The organism is Streptococcus sp. SPS1, from assembly GCF_030439915.1.
In the GTDB taxonomy this organism is placed as follows: Bacteria; Bacillota; Bacilli; order Lactobacillales; family Streptococcaceae; genus Streptococcus.
Window position 1 is genome coordinate 67,784 of record NZ_JAQFJG010000005.1, and the last position, 17,779, is coordinate 85,562.

At 40.4% G+C, this 17,779-nt stretch carries 14 protein-coding genes and 1 pseudogene; 5 read left to right on the forward strand and 10 right to left on the reverse strand.

Annotated features, from left to right (window positions below):
• Nucleotides 1-210: 210 nt before the first annotated feature.
• Nucleotides 211-759 carry an ECF-type riboflavin transporter substrate-binding protein gene (locus tag PCY12_RS05265; RefSeq protein ID WP_000403160.1) on the reverse strand — a complete coding sequence of 183 codons (549 nt, stop codon included), beginning with the start codon at nt 757-759 and terminating at the stop codon, nt 211-213.
• An 18-nt stretch (nt 760-777) separates the two neighbouring features.
• Complete coding sequence (locus PCY12_RS05270; RefSeq protein WP_112444429.1) at nt 778-1,626, reverse strand: S-adenosyl-l-methionine hydroxide adenosyltransferase family protein; 849 nt, start codon at nt 1,624-1,626, stop codon at nt 778-780.
• A 187-nt stretch (nt 1,627-1,813) separates the two neighbouring features.
• On the opposite strand from PCY12_RS05270, the gene trkA reads away from it, so the two are divergent.
• Entirely contained in the window at nt 1,814-3,163 is a 1,350-nt protein-coding gene (gene trkA / locus PCY12_RS05275) for a Trk system potassium transporter TrkA (RefSeq protein WP_301351919.1), read from the forward strand.
• 3 nt (nt 3,164-3,166) lie between these two features.
• Entirely contained in the window at nt 3,167-4,606 is a 1,440-nt protein-coding gene (locus PCY12_RS05280) for a TrkH family potassium uptake protein (RefSeq protein ID WP_301351921.1), read from the forward strand.
• A gap of 338 nt (nt 4,607-4,944) precedes the next feature.
• Here PCY12_RS05280 and pflB read toward each other — a convergent pair whose 3' ends face one another.
• A complete protein-coding gene (pflB, locus tag PCY12_RS05285; RefSeq protein ID WP_000260630.1) occupies nt 4,945-7,269 on the reverse strand; it encodes a formate C-acetyltransferase in 2,325 nt (774 codons plus the stop codon).
• Between the two features lie 238 nt (nt 7,270-7,507).
• On the opposite strand from pflB, the gene dinB reads away from it, so the two are divergent.
• Entirely contained in the window at nt 7,508-8,569 is a 1,062-nt protein-coding gene (gene dinB, locus PCY12_RS05290; protein ID WP_301351923.1) for a DNA polymerase IV, read from the forward strand.
• Nucleotides 8,570-8,602: 33 nt separating this feature from the next.
• On the opposite strand, the gene PCY12_RS05295 is transcribed toward dinB, so the two are convergent.
• Together PCY12_RS05295 and PCY12_RS05300 are read right to left on the reverse strand one after the other, a co-directional pair.
• Nucleotides 8,603-9,448: an undecaprenyl-diphosphate phosphatase gene (locus tag PCY12_RS05295; protein WP_301351925.1), complete on the reverse strand. Its 846-nt coding sequence runs from the start codon at nt 9,446-9,448 to the stop codon at nt 8,603-8,605.
• Between the two features lie 61 nt (nt 9,449-9,509).
• On the reverse strand, nt 9,510-11,399 hold the full coding sequence (locus PCY12_RS05300) for a DUF2207 domain-containing protein (RefSeq protein WP_301351928.1): 1,890 nt from the start codon (nt 11,397-11,399) through the stop codon (nt 9,510-9,512).
• A gap of 138 nt (nt 11,400-11,537) precedes the next feature.
• Between PCY12_RS05300 and PCY12_RS05305 the strand changes: the two genes are divergently transcribed.
• Both PCY12_RS05305 and PCY12_RS05310 read left to right on the forward strand, forming a co-directional pair.
• Complete coding sequence (locus PCY12_RS05305; protein WP_301351930.1) at nt 11,538-13,103, forward strand: ABC transporter substrate-binding protein/permease; 1,566 nt, start codon at nt 11,538-11,540, stop codon at nt 13,101-13,103.
• Nucleotides 13,103-13,843 carry an amino acid ABC transporter ATP-binding protein gene (locus PCY12_RS05310; RefSeq protein ID WP_000189483.1) on the forward strand — a complete coding sequence of 247 codons (741 nt, stop codon included), beginning with the start codon at nt 13,103-13,105 and terminating at the stop codon, nt 13,841-13,843. The genes PCY12_RS05305 and PCY12_RS05310 overlap by 1 nt, the downstream gene beginning before the upstream one ends.
• A gap of 106 nt (nt 13,844-13,949) precedes the next feature.
• Here PCY12_RS05310 and PCY12_RS05315 read toward each other — a convergent pair whose 3' ends face one another.
• The 5 genes and pseudogenes from PCY12_RS05315 to ilvC form a co-directional block, all read right to left on the reverse strand.
• Nucleotides 13,950-14,165 (reverse strand): hypothetical protein, encoded by a 216-nt coding sequence (locus PCY12_RS05315; protein WP_001130036.1) that lies wholly within the window; start codon nt 14,163-14,165, stop codon nt 13,950-13,952.
• A gap of 106 nt (nt 14,166-14,271) precedes the next feature.
• Nucleotides 14,272-14,385: pseudogene (locus PCY12_RS05320) on the reverse strand (SPFH domain-containing protein); the annotation flags it as partial.
• A 537-nt stretch (nt 14,386-14,922) separates the two neighbouring features.
• Nucleotides 14,923-16,173, reverse strand: coding sequence for a threonine ammonia-lyase IlvA (ilvA, locus tag PCY12_RS05325; protein ID WP_000952975.1), 1,251 nt, complete (start codon nt 16,171-16,173; stop codon nt 14,923-14,925).
• A 50-nt stretch (nt 16,174-16,223) separates the two neighbouring features.
• On the reverse strand, nt 16,224-16,580 hold the full coding sequence (locus PCY12_RS05330) for a hypothetical protein (protein WP_001027897.1): 357 nt from the start codon (nt 16,578-16,580) through the stop codon (nt 16,224-16,226).
• Nucleotides 16,581-16,663: 83 nt separating this feature from the next.
• Nucleotides 16,664-17,686 (reverse strand): ketol-acid reductoisomerase, encoded by a 1,023-nt coding sequence (ilvC, locus tag PCY12_RS05335; RefSeq protein ID WP_000290683.1) that lies wholly within the window; start codon nt 17,684-17,686, stop codon nt 16,664-16,666.
• Nucleotides 17,687-17,779 lie beyond the last annotated feature (93 nt).

Genomic DNA, 17,779 nt, shown 5'->3' on the forward strand with positions numbered 1-17,779 from the left:
TAAAATCTTAGCGCCAAAAAGATTCCTATCCTAGCTTACTTGCCTAACTAATCAATAAACAGCAAAAAGACTGGTTGCCCAGCCTTCCCCATCATTTTATACTCAATGAAAATCAAAGAGCAAACCAGAAAGCTAGCCACAAGTTGCTCAAAACACTGTTTTGAGGTTGCAGATAGAGCTGACGTGGTTTGAAGAGATTTTCGAAGAGTATTAGTCCTTTTTCAAACTTCCTGCACGAGTTTGAGTTCCTGCGTAGGCAAGCAAGAGAAGAGTTCCTGCAATAGCTACAGATACACCATTAGCAATTCCCGCAACAATCCCTTGTGCAAATACTTTTTCTGCCGCTTCTTGATAAATCACAACATCTCCAAGCGGTGCCAAGACACCCCAAACAAGGGCATTTGCAAGTAGTTGAATGAGGTTAAAAATAAGAATATCTTTCCAGTCAAAGACACCATTGATCACGCGAACGTACTTTCTAAATAGCCCCACAGCTAGACCAAAGAGCCCACTAGCGATAATCCAAGTCCACCACAGACCGTAACCAGCAAGAGAGTCCTTGATTGCATGACCAATCAACCCGACAAGCAAACCGATAATCGGTCCAAAAATAATAGAAAGTAGCGCTTGTACCGCATACTGAAGCTGGATGCTTGTATTGGGAACAGGGGTCGGAATGTTGATCATCCCGATGACGACAAAGAGGGCAGCGCCAATTCCGACAGCAACAACTTGTTTAATTGTAAATTTGATTTCCATACTATTTATTCTCCTATTTTATCCTTCTATTTTCTTTATTTCAATGGTCCAAGATGAACCGACACCCACATTATAGGCCTTGGCAAAAGAACCTTGGTTGATAGCCAGACCTAAACGATAGAGAGAGTTGATGTAAAGGATGGGTTGCCCAATTCTCACATCCGCAAATGATTTGCCATAAACAACCTGATTTTGATAGACCAGCATATCAGCGTGATAGATAGTCACTTCAAAACGGTCACCAAAGTCTGGTTCCAGTTTGTAAAATTCTTCTCGCGTGATAGAGGTCCAAAGCGAACCAAAACGCACATCCAGAATATCAATAGCTCCCTTCACCAAATGATCTTCAATGATGGTCTCTACGACTGGAAGCTCTACAATATGGTCTACACTGAGCTCTGGCCCCACTTCCTCAAAAGTAATGTGACCGCTGGCCAGTTTAGCACCAGTATAAGCATAAACATCACGACCGTGGAAGGTATAAGAATGCTCTGTGTTTTGACGTCTATTGGCCACTTCAGAAATTTCACGAATAGCTACAATGCCAACGTGTTTCTTGATAAAAGAAAGCGTTCCATTATCTGGCGTGACAATGTATTGATTTTTTGCAGTCTTGGCAACCACACTCTTACGTTTCGAGCCGACACCTGGATCGACAACCGATACAAAAGTCGTTCCCTCAGGCCAGTAATCCACCGTCTGAAAAAGACGGTAGCTCCCCTCAAAAATATTATAAGGCGTAATATCGTGCGTCAAGTGATGAATTTTTAAGGTTGGAGATTCTTCTAAAGCCACTCCAATCATAGCCGATACCGCACCATCAACCAGACCAAAGTCTGATTGTAATACCAGTAAATTATTATTCATTTTATCTCCTTGTATATCCTTTATCATACCATATTTCAGAGAAAGTCGCTAATAGCTATTTCAATTGGTTAGGGTATAGTTTTATCTTATAGCAAATTTTCACTAAAAGCTCTTGTTATTAGCTAGTAGGTGCATTTTTTCTTGAAAAAAGGTATGATAGTTACATCATGAAAAAGTAGGTTTTAATATGAAAATTATCCTTGTCGGAGGGGGAAAAGTTGGTTTTGCCCTCTGTCGCTCCTTGGTTGCAGAAAAGCATGATGTTTTGCTAATTGAGCAAGACGAAGCTGTTCTCAATCATATTGTCAGTCGCTTTGATATCATTGGTATCCTTGGTAACGGGGCCGATTTTGCCATTCTTGAGCAAGCCAGCGTCCAAGATTGTGATATCTTTATCACCCTGACTGAGTACGATGAAGTCAACATGATTGCAGCCGTTCTAGCCAAGAAAATGGGAGCTAAAGAAACTATCGTTCGGGTGCGAAACCCTGAATATTCTAACTCTTATTTCAAAGAAAAGAATATTCTCGGTTTTTCTCTTATCGTTAACCCTGAGCTCTTGGCTGCCCGCGCTATTGCTAATATCATTGACTTCCCCAACGCCCTGTCTGTCGAACGTTTCTTTGGTGGACGGGTCAGCTTGATGGAATTCACTGTTAAATCCTCCAGTGGTCTTTGCCAAATGCCCATTTCTGATTTTCGGAAAAAATTTGGCAATGTCATTGTCTGTGCGATAGAGAGGGATCATCAAATTATCATTCCAAGCGGTGACATGACTGTACAGGATAAAGATAGAATCTTTGTCACCGGTAACCGTGTTGACATGATGCTCTTCCATAATTATTTCAAGTCTCGTGCCGTGAAGAGTCTTCTTATTGTGGGAGCTGGTAGAATTGCCTATTATCTACTAGGTATCCTCAAAGACAGTCGTATCGATACCAAGGTTATTGAAATCAATCCTGAAATCGCTAGCTTCTTTAGCGAGAAATTTCCAAACCTCCACATCGTTCAAGGAGATGGTACCGCAAAAGATATCCTGCTGGAAGAAAGTGCTCAAAACTATGATGCCGTTGCGACTCTAACAGGGGTCGATGAGGAAAATCTGATTACCTCTATGTTCCTTGACAGGGTAGGGGTACAGAAAAATATTACCAAGGTCAATCGTACCAGTCTCCTCGAGATTATCAATGCGCCTGATTTTTCAAGTATCATCACACCTAAAAGCATTGCTGTAGATACAATCATGCACTTTATTCGTGGTCGAGTTAATGCCCAGTATTCAGACCTTCAAGCCATGCACCATCTAGCCAATGGCCAAATCGAAACCCTGCAATTCCATATCAAGGAAGCTAATAAGATGACTGCCAAACCTCTTTCTCAACTGAAATTGAAAAAAGGGGTTCTTATTGCAGCCATCATTCGAAAGGGCAAGACTATTTTCCCAACTGGGGAGGATATGTTGGAAGTTGGAGACAAGCTCCTAGTAACAACCTTGTTGCCAAACATCACCAAGATTTATGACTTAATTGCGAGGTAAGAAATGAATAAAAGTATGATTCGTTACCTCCTTTCAAAGTTACTTTTGCTTGAAGCTGTTCTCCTTTTGGTTCCTGTGTCTGTTGCTATCTATTACCGTGAATCGAGCCAAGTCTTTACAGCCCTCTTTACAACGATTGGGATTCTCGTATTACTAGGCGGTTCAGGAATTTTACAAAAGCCAAAAAATCAACGGATTTATGCCAAGGAGGGAATCTTGATTGTGGCCCTCTGTTGGATCCTTTGGTCTTTCTTTGGTGGTCTCCCCTTTGTCTTTGCTAGACAAATTCCCAGTGTTATAGATGCCTTTTTTGAGATCAGTTCTGGCTTTACAACTACCGGAGCAACTATTCTGAACGACGTTTCGGTTCTCAGTCGTTCCCTCCTCTTCTGGCGAAGTTTTACCCACTTGATTGGAGGGATGGGAGTGCTTGTTTTTGCACTTGCTATTATGGATAATGCCAAGAATAGCCACCTAGAAGTGATGAAGGCTGAGGTTCCTGGCCCTGTTTTTGGCAAGGTTGTATCCAAACTCAAAAATACTGCCCAGATCCTCTATCTCCTTTACCTAGCCCTCTTTTCCCTCTTTGTCATCATCTATTATCTAGCTGGTATGCCCCTATTTGATAGTTTTGTCATTGCCATGGGAACAGCAGGTACAGGAGGTTTTACAGTCTATAACGATGGAATTGCCCACTATGGTAGCTCACTGATTACCTATCTGGTTAGTATCGGAGTTCTGGTTTTTGGGGTCAATTTCAATCTCTACTACTACCTCATGCTCCGTCGCGTCAAGGCCTTCTTTGGTGACGAAGAACTTCGAGCTTACTTGGTCATTGTTCTGCTTTCTACAGGCTTGATCAGCCTCAATACCCTCTATCTCTACCCAGGATTTTCTAAGAGTTTTGAAATGGCCTTCTTCCAGGTTTCCAATATCATTACAACGACTGGTTTTGGATATGGAGATATTACCAATTGGCCCCTCTTCTCCCAGTTTATCCTTCTCTTCCTCATGGCAATCGGTGGTTCTGCTGGTTCAACTGCAGGTGGACTCAAGGTTATTCGAGGCCTTATCCTTTCAAAAATTGCCAAAAATCAAATTTTGTCAATCCTATCGCCCCACCGTGTTTTGACACTCCATGTTAATAAAACGGTGATTGACAAGGATACCCAGCATAAAATTCTCAAGTACTTTGTCATCTATGCTATGATTTTGCTAGCGCTTATCTTTATTGTCAGCCTAGATAGCAATGATTTCCTGATCGTTACCAGTGCTGTCTTTAGCTGTTTCAATAACATCGGTCCTATTCTAGGAACGACATCTAGTTTCTCAATCTTTAGCCCTATCTCAAAAATTCTCCTCTCCTTTGCAATGATTGCAGGCCGCTTGGAGATTTATCCAATCCTACTTCTCTTTATGAAGAGAACTTGGTCTAAGAGATAAAATACAACCACACCTTGTGTCTTACAAAGTGTGGTGTTTTTATTTTCATACTCTTCGAAAATAAAATTCAAACCACGTCAGCTTCGCCTTGCCGTATATATGTGACTGACTTTGTCAGTCTTATCTACAACCTCAAAACAGTGTTTTGAGCAACCTGTGGCTAGCTTCCTAGTTTGCTCTTTGATTTTCATTGAGTATCAAATACTTCCCGCAACTCAACAAGTATCTTTGAATCTCGGTCAGACATTTCAGTACCTGACTCAAGGAATTGAAGAGCCCAAAAAACAACCCTCAGTCGTTTGACCGAGGGTTCCTTATTTCATTATTCAAGAACTTGATTAGCTCAATGCATCCAAGGCATCATCCATTGAAAGAACTTCGTGGAAGACACGTTGTGTCAATTCAGTTTTTTGTTCTGGTGTGAGGTATTTAGTGTTTACACAATATCCAGAGATACGTACGATAACGTCTTCACCTGACATGATCTTTTCGTAAACATCGTTCAAGTCCATAACGTTCAAGTTAACGTGTTGTCCACCGTTTTCGAAGTAACCATCAAGGATTGTTACCAAGTTATCAACTTGTTCGTCACGAGTCTTACCAAGAGCGCGAGGTGATACTTGTGTAGTCAATGAGATACCATCAGCTGCATAACTAAAGTCAAGGCTAGAAAGTGAGTTCAAGTTTTGCAACCATCCACCTTTAGCTTTGTTAGATGGGTTAGCACCTGGTGAGAAGAATTCAAGTTTAGACAAGTTCACAGAACCATCTTCGTTGAGGTATACACCTTTGTGAACTGGTGAGTTACCAGTTTGTTTAGAGTAAGCAACGTTAGATGTGATTGTCAAAAGTGATACTGTAGCTTCAGCGTCTTTGTAAAGTTTGTGGCTACGTAGACGAGTTGTGTAAGCTTCGATCAACCATTCTGCCAATTCGTTTGAACGTGGGTCATCTTCACCCCAACGTGGGTATTCTCCGATTGTTTCGTAATCGTAGATGTAGCCATTTTCATCACGGATTGGTTTAACTGTAGCGTATTTGATAGCTGCCAATGTATCAACAGTGTTGGCAAATCCACAGATACCGAATCCCATGTTAGCACGTTGTTTAGTTGGCAAGAAGGCCATTTGAACAGCTTCGTAGTTGTACTTATCAGTCATGTAGTGGATGATGTTCAAAGCATCTACGTAAGTATCAGTCAACCAGTCAAGAGATTTTTCAAAGTTAGCTTTAACTGATTCAAATTCAAGAACTTCGTCACGGATTGGTTCGATGTCAAATACTTTGTAGTCTTTGTGAACATCGTCGTAACCACCGTTCAAACCAGTAAGAAGGGCTTTCAATACGTTTACACGAGCACCGAAGTACTGGATGTTGTGGCGTTGCTCTTCATTTTCTGGGTCAAGTGGAGACACACAGCATGAGATACAGCTCATTTCACCATATCCGTCTTTAGCCATTGTTGTTACACCTTCGTATTGGATAGAAGAGTGTTTGTGGCTCATATGCATACAGTAGCGACGGAAGTTGTATGGCAATTTGTCAGTCCAAAGAACTGTCAAGTTTGGCTCTGGAGAGTTACCGATGTTGTCAAGAGTGTTCAAGAAACGGTAGTCCATCTTAGTAACACGGTGACGACCGTCGTTACCCATACCAGCCATAGAAGTTGTGATGAAAGTTGGGTCACCTGAGTACAATTGGTCATAAGCTTTTGTACGAGCAAATTTAACTGTACGAAGTTTCATAACGAAATCATCAACAAATTCTTGGATTTCTGATTCAGTAAATGTACCACGAGCAAGGTCACGTTCTGCAAAGATGTCCAATACGATTGGTACACGTCCTAGGGATGTAGCAGCACCGTTGATAACACGGCAGACAGACATGAAGGCGATGTTAACCCATTGGATAGCTTCTTTAACGTTCATCGCTGGTTTGCGAACGTCAACTCCGTAAAGGTCACCCAAGCGAACAACTTGTTGCAATGCTTGATATTGAAGATTGATTTCTTCACGAAGACGGATTGTTTCTTCATCGATTTCTTCGATTGCATTCCAGTCGTTTACTTTTTCTTGCATCAAGTAGTCTGCACCGTAAAGAGCAAGACGTGCGTAAACACCGATGATACGTCCGCGTGAGTATGCATCTGGAAGACCAGTTACAGTGTGTGCGTGACGAGCACGACGGATATTTGAAGTATAAGCGCGGAAGATACCGTCGTTAACTGTTGTTACGTATTTAGTAAAGATTTCGTGAACAGCTGGATCTGGTTCGTATCCATTTTCTTTCAAAGTAGTTTCAGCCATACGGATACCACCTTTTGGCATGAAGTTCAATTTGAAGAGTTCGTCGTTTTGGATACCGAAGATAACTTCGTTTTCTTTATCGATAAATCCTGCTGGGATATCAGCGATAGATGTTGGACGAGTGTCCATTGGGAAACGAGTTTCTTCGTAGTGTGCTTTAGTTTCTTCTACAATTTTTTTGATGTGAAGTGAACGTTCTGTTGGTCCTGCAAGGAAGCTTTCGTCTCCATCATAAGGTGTGTAGTTAGCTTGTACGAAGCGTGATACACTTGCTTTTTCTTTCCAATCTACGCCTTTGAAGCCTTCCCAAGCTTTGTCAAAAATATCTTGTGCTTCAACAACTGTTTTAACAACCATGTTAATGTCCTCTTTTTTCTTTCTAGTAACAACCATCTGTTACATTCATGAGTCAAGTATACCATACAGTAACCGATTTCAACAAGTGAAAATTCCCTATTTTTACACTTTCTTTTCTAAAACAGTCTACATTTTATTTCAAACTGTATTATATTTTTGAAAAAATAAAGTCCTTTTTTCTTTTTTTCAGAAAAAAGGGTATAATAAAAGAAAATAAGCAGTAAAAAGGGGGCTAGGCATGTTGATTTTTCCTTTGTTAAATGATTTGTCAAGAAAAATCATCCATATTGACATGGATGCCTTTTTTGCTGCGGTGGAAATCAGAGATAATCCTAAACTCAGAGGAAAACCTGTCATTATCGGAAGCGACCCTCGGCAAACAGGTGGGCGGGGAGTCGTTTCCACTTGTAGCTATGAGGCGCGAGCTTTTGGTGTCCATTCTGCCATGAGTTCCAAGGAAGCCTACGAACGTTGTCCCCAGGCAGTCTTTATCTCAGGGAATTATGAAAAATACAAGACTGTGGGACTCCAGATTCGAGCTATCTTTAAGCGCTATACAGATTTGATTGAACCCATGAGCATTGACGAAGCCTATTTGGATGTGACAGAAAATAAACTCGGTATCAAGTCAGCGGTCAAAATCGCTCTCCTCATTCAAGAGGATATCTGGCAAGAACTCCATCTAACTGCTTCCGCAGGTGTTTCCTACAACAAATTCTTAGCTAAAATGGCTAGCGATTATCAAAAACCACATGGTTTGACAGTGATTTTACCTGAACAGGCTGAGGATTTTCTCAAACAAATGGATATTTCCAAATTTCATGGAGTAGGAAAAAAGACGGTGGAACGCCTTCATCACATGGGTGTTTTTACTGGAGCTGACCTACTTGAAGTTCCTGAAGTGACCCTAATAGACCGCTTTGGCAGACTGGGCTATGACCTTTATCGAAAGGCTCGTGGTATTCACAATTCCCCCGTCAAATCCAATCGCATCCGTAAATCAATCGGAAAGGAGAAAACCTACGGGAAGATTCTCCGTGCTGAGGAAGACATCAAAAAAGAGCTGACTCTTCTATCAGAAAGAGTCGCTCTCAATCTACATCAACAAGAAAAAGCTGGAAAAATTGTCATTCTGAAAATTCGCTACGAGGACTTTTCAACTCTTACCAAACGAAAAAGTCTGGCTCAAAAAACACAGGATGCTAATCAGATAAGCCAAATCGCCCTGCAACTCTATGAAGAGTTAAGCGAGAAAGAAAGAGGTGTCCGCCTGCTGGGGATTACCATGACTGGATTTTAAAACCTTGAAGAGCTACCCCTTCAAGGTTTTTTCTTATACAAATAAACGAATAAAGCTATAAAGCAATAAGATACTACCAAGCACGATGCGGTATTTACCGAAAAGGGTAAAGTCGTGTTTTTTCACATAGCTGGTCAAAAAGCGAATAGCGACCATGCTGACTGCAAAAGCGACTCCCATCGCAACCAAGAGCAAGAACAATTGCCCAAAACTCAAGAGCTGTCCTGCTTTTATAAATTTGAAAATCTTTAATGCGCTAGCTCCAAACATAACAGGAATCCCTAGATAGAAAGTAAATTCTGTCACAACTGAACGACTCGTTCCATTTAACAAACCACCGACAATCGTTGCACCTGAACGGCTAGTCCCTGGTAAAAGAGCAAGAACTTGGAAGAGTCCGATATAGAAAGCTGTCGTATAAGGAAGCTTGTCTAATTCTGTTACACTTGGCTCGATAGCACGCGCTTTATTGCGCTTTTCCAAATAGATAAAGGCAATCCCGTAGATAATCAACATGAGGGCAACTGAAACCATGTTATGGAAGTGGGTGTCAAACCAATCATCAAATTTAAAGACGCCAAGCAAAGGCAAGGTCGCAATCAAGACCTTCAACCATAGTCTCCAAGTCTTACGAACTTCCTGTTTGTCCTTAGTCGGTTTGAAAGGATTGAGCTTATTAAAGTAAATGACCATAACCGCCAAAATCGCTCCAAGCTGAATCACGACATTAAACATGGACATAAAAGATTCATTCTGATTTTGGTATTGGATAAACTCCTCTGCTAAAATCAAGTGCCCTGTACTGGAAATCGGCAACCATTCCGTAATTCCTTCAACAATTCCGAAGAAGATAGATTTTAAAATTTCAATAAGATACATAGATTACTCCTTTTTTCTATCTTCCATTATAGCATACTTTTTCAGTCTATGGCAGTTCTCTTTAAAAGGCTCCGATACTGCCGCCACCTCCGCCACCAGAGAAGCCACCGCCAGAACTTCCACTTCCAGAAGATACGGAGTAGGTACTTGCTGTATTTGCGACACTAGCATAATGGCTCATTTGTGCTGTTGAATGATAAAACATACTATGCCAGCCATAAGCTACATAGAGATTGATATCTGGATTTTCTACTTGGATGTGATGAACCTTCATCAAATGACTAACCTTGTCCGCATAGCCAAATAGGGTTGCATAGACCAAGAGGCGATTCCAGACTACAATACTTTCCAACTCTGCCTGATCCAATCGTGCAATCTCACGCAACATATTTTCAAAACTGGTCCAGAGATAGTAGACCTCTGCTCCCGCTTCATTTAGGACACCATCACGATTATCTAGTCGAAGCTTCCAATAATAGAAAACAGCCAAAACCAAACCTAGAAAACCAAGTATTGGCAAGGGGAGGTAAAGATAGCCATAAACGTCCAAACTGTACAAGAACAAACCAAATCCAATAAATAGGGGCAAGATAGTGGAGAGTCCCATCCCCACTTGCAAGGCCTTTTCCCCACCAGTTAAAGGACGATAATAATCTGGAAGTCCCCAGAAGATAACCCGATTTCTCACTCCTTCTTGCATCTCTTTCAATACTTCTTCAAAAGAGGATTTGAGCTGACGCCCCTTTGCTTGAATCCGTTTTTCATCAGAGACTTTTGCTCTACGATAAAGACTATCAGATACCTTGTAATCCGCAAACAAATTGGAAAGAGTTTCTTCTTTTTTGCCTGAAAAAGTCAGATTTAGACAGTCTTTCTCAAAGCTTGACAAACCATCTTCTTTTACTAGCCTCAAACCAACTGCATCTCCTTCTGAAATGATAGAGATATTCCCACGGTCTATCACATCTAACAAGGTAGCTTGAATAAGTTGGTCAAAGGTGAATTTTCCAGCTCCCTTGACCAAGGGACTCACTTCCTCCAAGGAGGTCGAGTAGACAGCCTCTGATAATACCATAGGCTCTAATTCCATTGGTGGTTCATAGAGACGATGATTTTTGGCATATTTGACCGAAGGAGTGGTCTTTCTTCTATAAATATAATAAAAGCAAATACTCAATAACAAGGAGATAGAAAGTATGGCAGGGAAGACCCAGGTAACGAGTTGTTTACTTTGCTCTTTTTCTTTAACAATCGAGTCCTCTATTTTATTAAACTCTTCTAAACGATTCCCTTTCAAACCCTGATCCCTAGCGCTAGCAAAATCAGTTCGAGGCCAGTAGGCATGCAATTCAACCCCACGCTTAGCCGAAAGATTGTCCAAACGAATAGTATAATCAAGATTACTCTTTTCAATCGTTCCCTCTCTAAAAAGTTTGCCTGTATGGAAAAAGAGTTTTTCAGCCCCCTTCTCTCCCCTTACATGAAATTCAAACTTTCCAATAGCCCCTGAACTATCTGTTAAAGGCTGCCAATTTAATTCAGCGATGTCATCATATAGAAAAAGCAAATTTTTTAAGTTCCAAACGAGGTAAACTTCAACTGTGTCGCCTTCTTGACCTGGATTATAAACTTTAACAGTATAACCATCTGCTCCTTCTATCACTTCGCTAGTAACGTCTGCTAGTTCAGCACCATTTTTCGCAGCCTGAACCTTTGGATGAGAATCAATCTCAAATCCGCTAGGCATCTTGCCAGCACGTCCAAGTCCCACGATTTGCCCCTTAAAGTCCTCCTCAAACTGATAAACTATCTTCTGTCTAAATTCTGCCGTATTGTCTGCATGAATATACAAATCACCTTGATAAGAGTTTATCTTAAAATCAATGGCGAAAACAGAAAGTGGCAGAAGGCAAAACAAGCCTAAAACAAATAAGAAAAAAGTTTTTTTCATCAATTAAGCCCCCTTTTTATCTTTCTTATCATTATAGCATTTTTTCGTAAGTAAAGGCTTACTTATGTTGAAAAATTACGCATTTTTCGATAAAATAGGAGACAGTTATTTTTTAATAGATTAGAAATAGGAGAAATCATGAAAAAAATATACTTATCTATTTTCACAAGTCTCTTGCTGATGCTGGGACTTGTCAATGTTGCTCAAGCCGATGAATATTTACGCATCGGGATGGAAGCAGCATATGCTCCCTTTAACTGGACCCAGGACGATGATAGCAATGGAGCTGTCAAAATCGATGGAACCAACCAGTATGCTAACGGATACGATGTTCAAATCGCCAAGAAAATCGCTAAGGACTTAGGTAAAGAACCTTTGGTTGTTAAAACCAAGTGGGAAGGTCTAGTCCCTGCCCTTACTTCTGGTAAGATTGACATGATTATCGCAGGTATGAGTCCTACTGCCGAGCGTAAACAAGAAATTGCCTTTTCAAGCAGTTACTACACTAGCGAACCAGTTCTACTAGTCAAAAAAGATTCTGCCTACGCAAATGCTAAATCTTTGGATAACTTTAATGGTGCGAAAATCACTTCTCAACAAGGTGTCTACCTTTATGACTTGATTGCACAAATCCCGGGTGCTAAGAAAGAAACAGCCATGGGAGACTTCGCTCAAATGCGCCAAGCTCTTGAGGCTGGTGTCATCGATGCCTATGTTTCTGAACGCCCAGAAGCTCTGACTGCTGAAGCTGCGAACTCTAAGTTTAAGATGGTCCAAGTAGAGCCAGGTTTCAAAACTGGGGAAGAAGATACAGCTATCGCCATCGGACTTCGTAAAGATGACAATCGTATTAGCCAAATCAATGCCAGCATTGAAACCATTTCAAAAGACTACCAAGTTTCCTTGATGGATCGTATGATCAAGGAACAACCTGCCGAAGCTACAACAACTGAAGAGACTAGCAGTAGTTTCTTTAGCCAAGTCGCTAAAATTCTTTCTGAAAACTGGCAACAACTCTTGCGTGGTGCTGGTATCACTCTTTTAATCTCTATCGTCGGAACCATCATAGGTCTCATTATCGGCCTTGCCATTGGTGTTTTCCGTACTGCTCCTCTATCTGAAAATAAAGCCATTTATAGCCTACAAAAATTAGTTGGCTGGATCCTCAATGTCTACATTGAAATTTTCCGTGGTACTCCAATGATCGTTCAATCGATGGTTATCTACTATGGAACTGCCCAAGCTTTCGGTATCAACCTTGACCGTACACTAGCTGCTATCTTCATCGTTTCAATCAATACCGGTGCCTACATGACTGAAATCGTCCGTGGTGGTATCCTGGCAGTTGACAAGGGACAATTTGAAGCCGCGACTGCACTCGGTATGACTCATAACCAAACCATGCGTAAGATTGTCCTACCTCAGGTTGTCCGCAATATCCTACCAGCAACTGGTAATGAATTTGTCATCAATATCAAAGATACATCTGTATTGAACGTTATCTCGGTTGTCGAACTTTATTTCTCAGGAAATACCGTGGCAACGCAAACCTATCAATACTTCCAGACATTTACAATCATCGCCGTGATTTACTTTGTCCTCACCTTCACCGTAACACGTATCCTACGCTTCATCGAACGCCGCATGGACATGGATACCTATACTACAGGTGCTAACCAAATGCAAACGGAGGATTTGAAATAATGACCCAAGCAATCCTTGAAATTAAACACCTCAAAAAATCCTATGGCCAAAACGAAGTGTTAAAAGACATTTCTCTCACTGTCCACAAGGGAGAAGTTATCTCTATCATCGGAAGCTCTGGAAGCGGAAAATCAACCTTCCTACGCTCCATTAACCTACTTGAAACGCCAACTGATGGACAAATTCTTTATCATGGACAAAACGTCCTCGAAAAAGGCTATGACCTCACGCAATACCGTGAAAAGTTGGGGATGGTGTTCCAATCCTTTAACCTCTTTGAAAATCTCAACGTGCTTGAAAACACAATTGTCGCTCAGACAACTGTCCTTAAACGCGAACGTACAGAAGCTGAAAAGATTGCCAAAGAAAACCTAGAAAAGGTCGGCATGGGAGAACGCTACTGGCAAGCCAAGCCAAAACAACTCTCAGGTGGTCAAAAACAACGTGTGGCCATCGCTCGCGCCCTTTCCATGAATCCTGACGCTATTCTCTTTGATGAACCAACATCAGCTCTCGATCCAGAAATGGTTGGAGAGGTCCTCAGAATCATGCAGGATCTTGCTCAGGAAGGCTTGACTATGATTGTCGTAACCCACGAAATGGAATTCGCCCGTGATGTCTCTCACCGTGTTATCTTTATGGATAAGGGTGTGATTGCTGAAGAAGGCAAACCAGAAGACCTCTTCACCAATCCTAAAGAAGACCGTACAAAAGAATTCCTTCAACGCTATCTTAAATAAAAAGAAAAGGCTGCATCAACCGTGCAGTCTTTTTGCTGTCCAAAATGAAAAGGCAGATTCTCTATCTCTACTACTTGAGGGTCAAGAATCCGCCGTTATCCAAAGATTAATCTTCAAATTTTTCATGATTTTTTTCATAGAAATCAATTAGGCCTAGGGCTGTTTCAAATGAAATATTTTTTACTTTTGCACGACCCTGCGCCAGAGCAATGATAGACATTTCACGCGCATTCGTTTCTTTAGAGATACGGTAGCCTGTGATTTTCTTATCACGAACCCAGCCAACAACTGATTCTACTTTTTCAAAGTTTGACTTAGCCATGTTTTTCTCCTATTTTCTTCTTTACAATATTTAATTGTATACGTTTTTACTACTTTTGTCAATAAAAAAACATATATTCAACGAAAATAATTAGTTCAGAATTTTCTTACTTCCTTTTTAAAGCCGATAATATATAGGTTTTGCTAGCCTCTACACCATAAATATTTGCTAATAAAAATATTGTATTATTACCCTCTTGAGGTGCAAAATTATTCAAGCTTTTAAAAAAATGCTTCCCTATTTCCGTAAGATAGCTTATTTCTTCGATTTAATAACTGAATATGACAATCCTAACCTTTAGAAATCCAAGCATTCACTAGCTCAAAACTCCTATCTTTCTTCCTCAAGAAATCATCTGATAGATAGCCATTCCTTATATTCTTCAAATTCATCACTCATTTGGATATTGAGGTGCTAACCTAAAACCAAACACCCGATTCTCTAAACCATCCTTAATAAAGATGACAAGACAGATAAGCTCAGTCAGTTACTCATATATCCTTTTAATATGGTATATTTGTCAGCAAAAAGAAAGCAAATCACATCTTAAAGACCGTGTGAGTCTACTTTTCAAAATAGATGGGAAATCAAAATGAAGGATGGAAATCTGAGCCAAACATCATAAGTGCTATAATGAACAGAAGTAAGAATTGCACGATAAGTTTCCTAAAACCATAGGAATCGCCCCCTTTCTTCATCTTCATTATAGCACCTATACATCAGTTGTGCAAATAATATGATATTTTTTTATTAGTCCTCAGACAAGCATATTATAAAGCGTTTCATTACCATTTAAGTTAATATAAGCCGGATCAAAACCTTCCATTCTACGGATTAAACCTGCATAATCATGCTTATCCGCTAAGGCGATTCCGATCAATACTGGACCTGTTCCCTTACTAGCTCGTTTGATGTACTCAAAACGTGTGATATCATCATTTGGCCCCAGGATATCATTTACAAATTCACGCAAAGCTCCTGGACGCTGTGGAAAATTGACCACAAAGTAATGTTTGATCCCATCATAAATCAAGGCACGCTCTTCCATTTCTGGCATACGGTTGATATCATTATTTCCTCCAGAAATGATACAACAAATGGTTTTCCCCTTAATATATTCAGCTAAAACCTCTAAAGAGGCGATACTAGCCGCTCCAGCAGGTTCTGCGACAATCCCTTGCTTAGAGTAGAGGTCAATCAAGGTTTCAGAAATCAATCCCTCATCGACACCTACCAAAGTTTGAACATGTTGGCGAGTTGCCTCATAGGTCAACTGTCCTACCTTTTGCACAGCAATCCCATCCGCAAATTTGTCAATTTCCTTGAGCTTAACAGGCCCACCAGCTTCAAAGGCAGCCTTCATGGAACGCGCTCCATTCGCCTCTACCCCAATGACTTCAATTTCTGGACTTGTTTCCTTGATATAGGTAGAAACCCCGGCAATGAGACCGCCACCACCAACAGGAACCAAGACAGCATCAAAATCAATCGATTCTTTTCGAGCTTCTTCTAAAATCTCATAAGCAACTGTCCCTTGACCTGCTTGAACATGGGCATCATCAAAGGGATCAATAAAGGTACGATTTTCAGAGACTGTAAATTCTTGAGCTGCTTTGGCCGAGGCATCAAAGGTATCTCCAACTAGTTTAATGGTCACGAAATCCCCACCAAAAAAGCGAACTTGCCCAATCTTTTGTTGCGGAGTAGTAATGGGCATAAAGATAGTAGCAGGAATTTTCATTTCATTACAAGTATAGGCAACTCCCTGCGCATGATTTCCCGCAGAAGCGCAGACTACCCCACGCTCACGCTCTTCCTTGCTGAGCTGAGAAATAGCATAATAGGCACCACGAATTTTAAAAGAGCGAACACGCTGGGCATTTTCCTTTTTCAAATAAATCTTAGCACCATACTTCTCCGATAAATAATGGTCATAATCAAGCGGTGTATTCACAACCACACCGTTCAAGACCTTGTGAGCCTTGATTATATCTTTTGAACTTAACATATAAAACCTCTTTTTCTATAAAAAACAGTCACTAATGACTGTTTTTTTAGTTATTCATCTCCAAAAACTTCAGCAACACTTTCATGATATTTATGAGCCATACGAATTGAAAACTCTTTAGGAAGTTCATAACGATTTGTAGAAATCCAATCATATAACCATTCTGCCAAACTTTCTTCACTATCATTACGATGGAAGATAAAATAGTTTAAAATTTCTTTATATTCTACATCATTCAAATCCAGCGTGTCTACAAATTGACTACGAGGAACAAAATTAGAATCTAATTTTCTTAGTTGATCTGTCAATTCTCCCAATTGTAAATCCAACTGAAAAAATAATTTTTGCAGTTGCCTATCAGTTTCATCACATCCTGTCTTGATAGAAAACAAATTGGTAATATTCATATGATTTCAACCCCTAAATAAGTACATCTAATATCCCACGAATAGCTGAAGCTAAAGTTTTCTCAAAATCCTTTGCTCTCTAATTAGTTATAGATTTTGAATGCATCATCGTCGTTTTTACCAACGAATGGCATTGCTTTACGCAATTCTGCACCAACTTTTTCAATTTCAAGGTTAGCTGCTTGTTCACGGTAAGCAGTCAATTTTGGACGTCCAGCTTTATAGTCATTTACAAAGTCATTTGCAAATTTACCATTTTGGATGTCTGCCAAGACAGCCTTCATGTTTTCTTTAACTTGTTCAGTGATTACACGTGGACCTGATACATAGTCACCGTATTCAGCAGTGTTTGAAATAGATTGACGCATTTTCTTGAATCCACCTTCGTAGATCAAGTCAACGATCAATTTCATTTCGTGAAGAACTTCAAAGTAAGCCAATTCTGGAGCATATCCTGCTTCTGTCAAGACTTCGAAACCTGCTTCGATAAGGGCAGTCAAACCACCACAAAGTACAGCTTGTTCACCAAACAAATCTTCTTCAGTTTCTTCTTTGTAAGTTGTTTCAAGAAGACCTACACGAGCTGCTCCAACACCTTTACACCAGTCCATAGCAATGTTTTTAGCATTTCCTGTTGCATCTTGGTATACTGCATAAAGAGCTGGAACACCAAATCCTTCTTCATAAGTACGGCGTACCAAGTGTCCTGGTCCTTTAGGTGCACACATAAAGACATCTACATCCGCAGGAACTTTGATAAACTCAAAGTGGATATTGAAACCATGGGCAAATCCAACTGCGTTTCCAGCTTCCAAGTTTGGAGCGATTTCTGCTTCGTACAATTCTTGTTGGATTTCGTCTGGTGCCAAAATCATGATAACATCAGCCAATTTAGTTGCTTCTGCTACTGTATAAGTGTCAAATCCGTCTTCTTTTGCTTTGTCAAAAGATTTACCTGGACGGACACCGATGATGACATCGCGACCTGAATCACGCAAGTTTTGAGCATGCGCATGTCCTTGTGAACCATAACCGATAACAGCGATTTTTTTACCGTCAAGTGCTGCTACTTTAACATCTTTTTCGTATTCCATTTGAACTGCCATAGTTTTTTCTCTCTTTTCTATTATTTATTGCCTTTTAGGCTGGTTTAACAAAATTAAGTTTTTTTATACTCAATGAAAATCAAAGAGCAAACT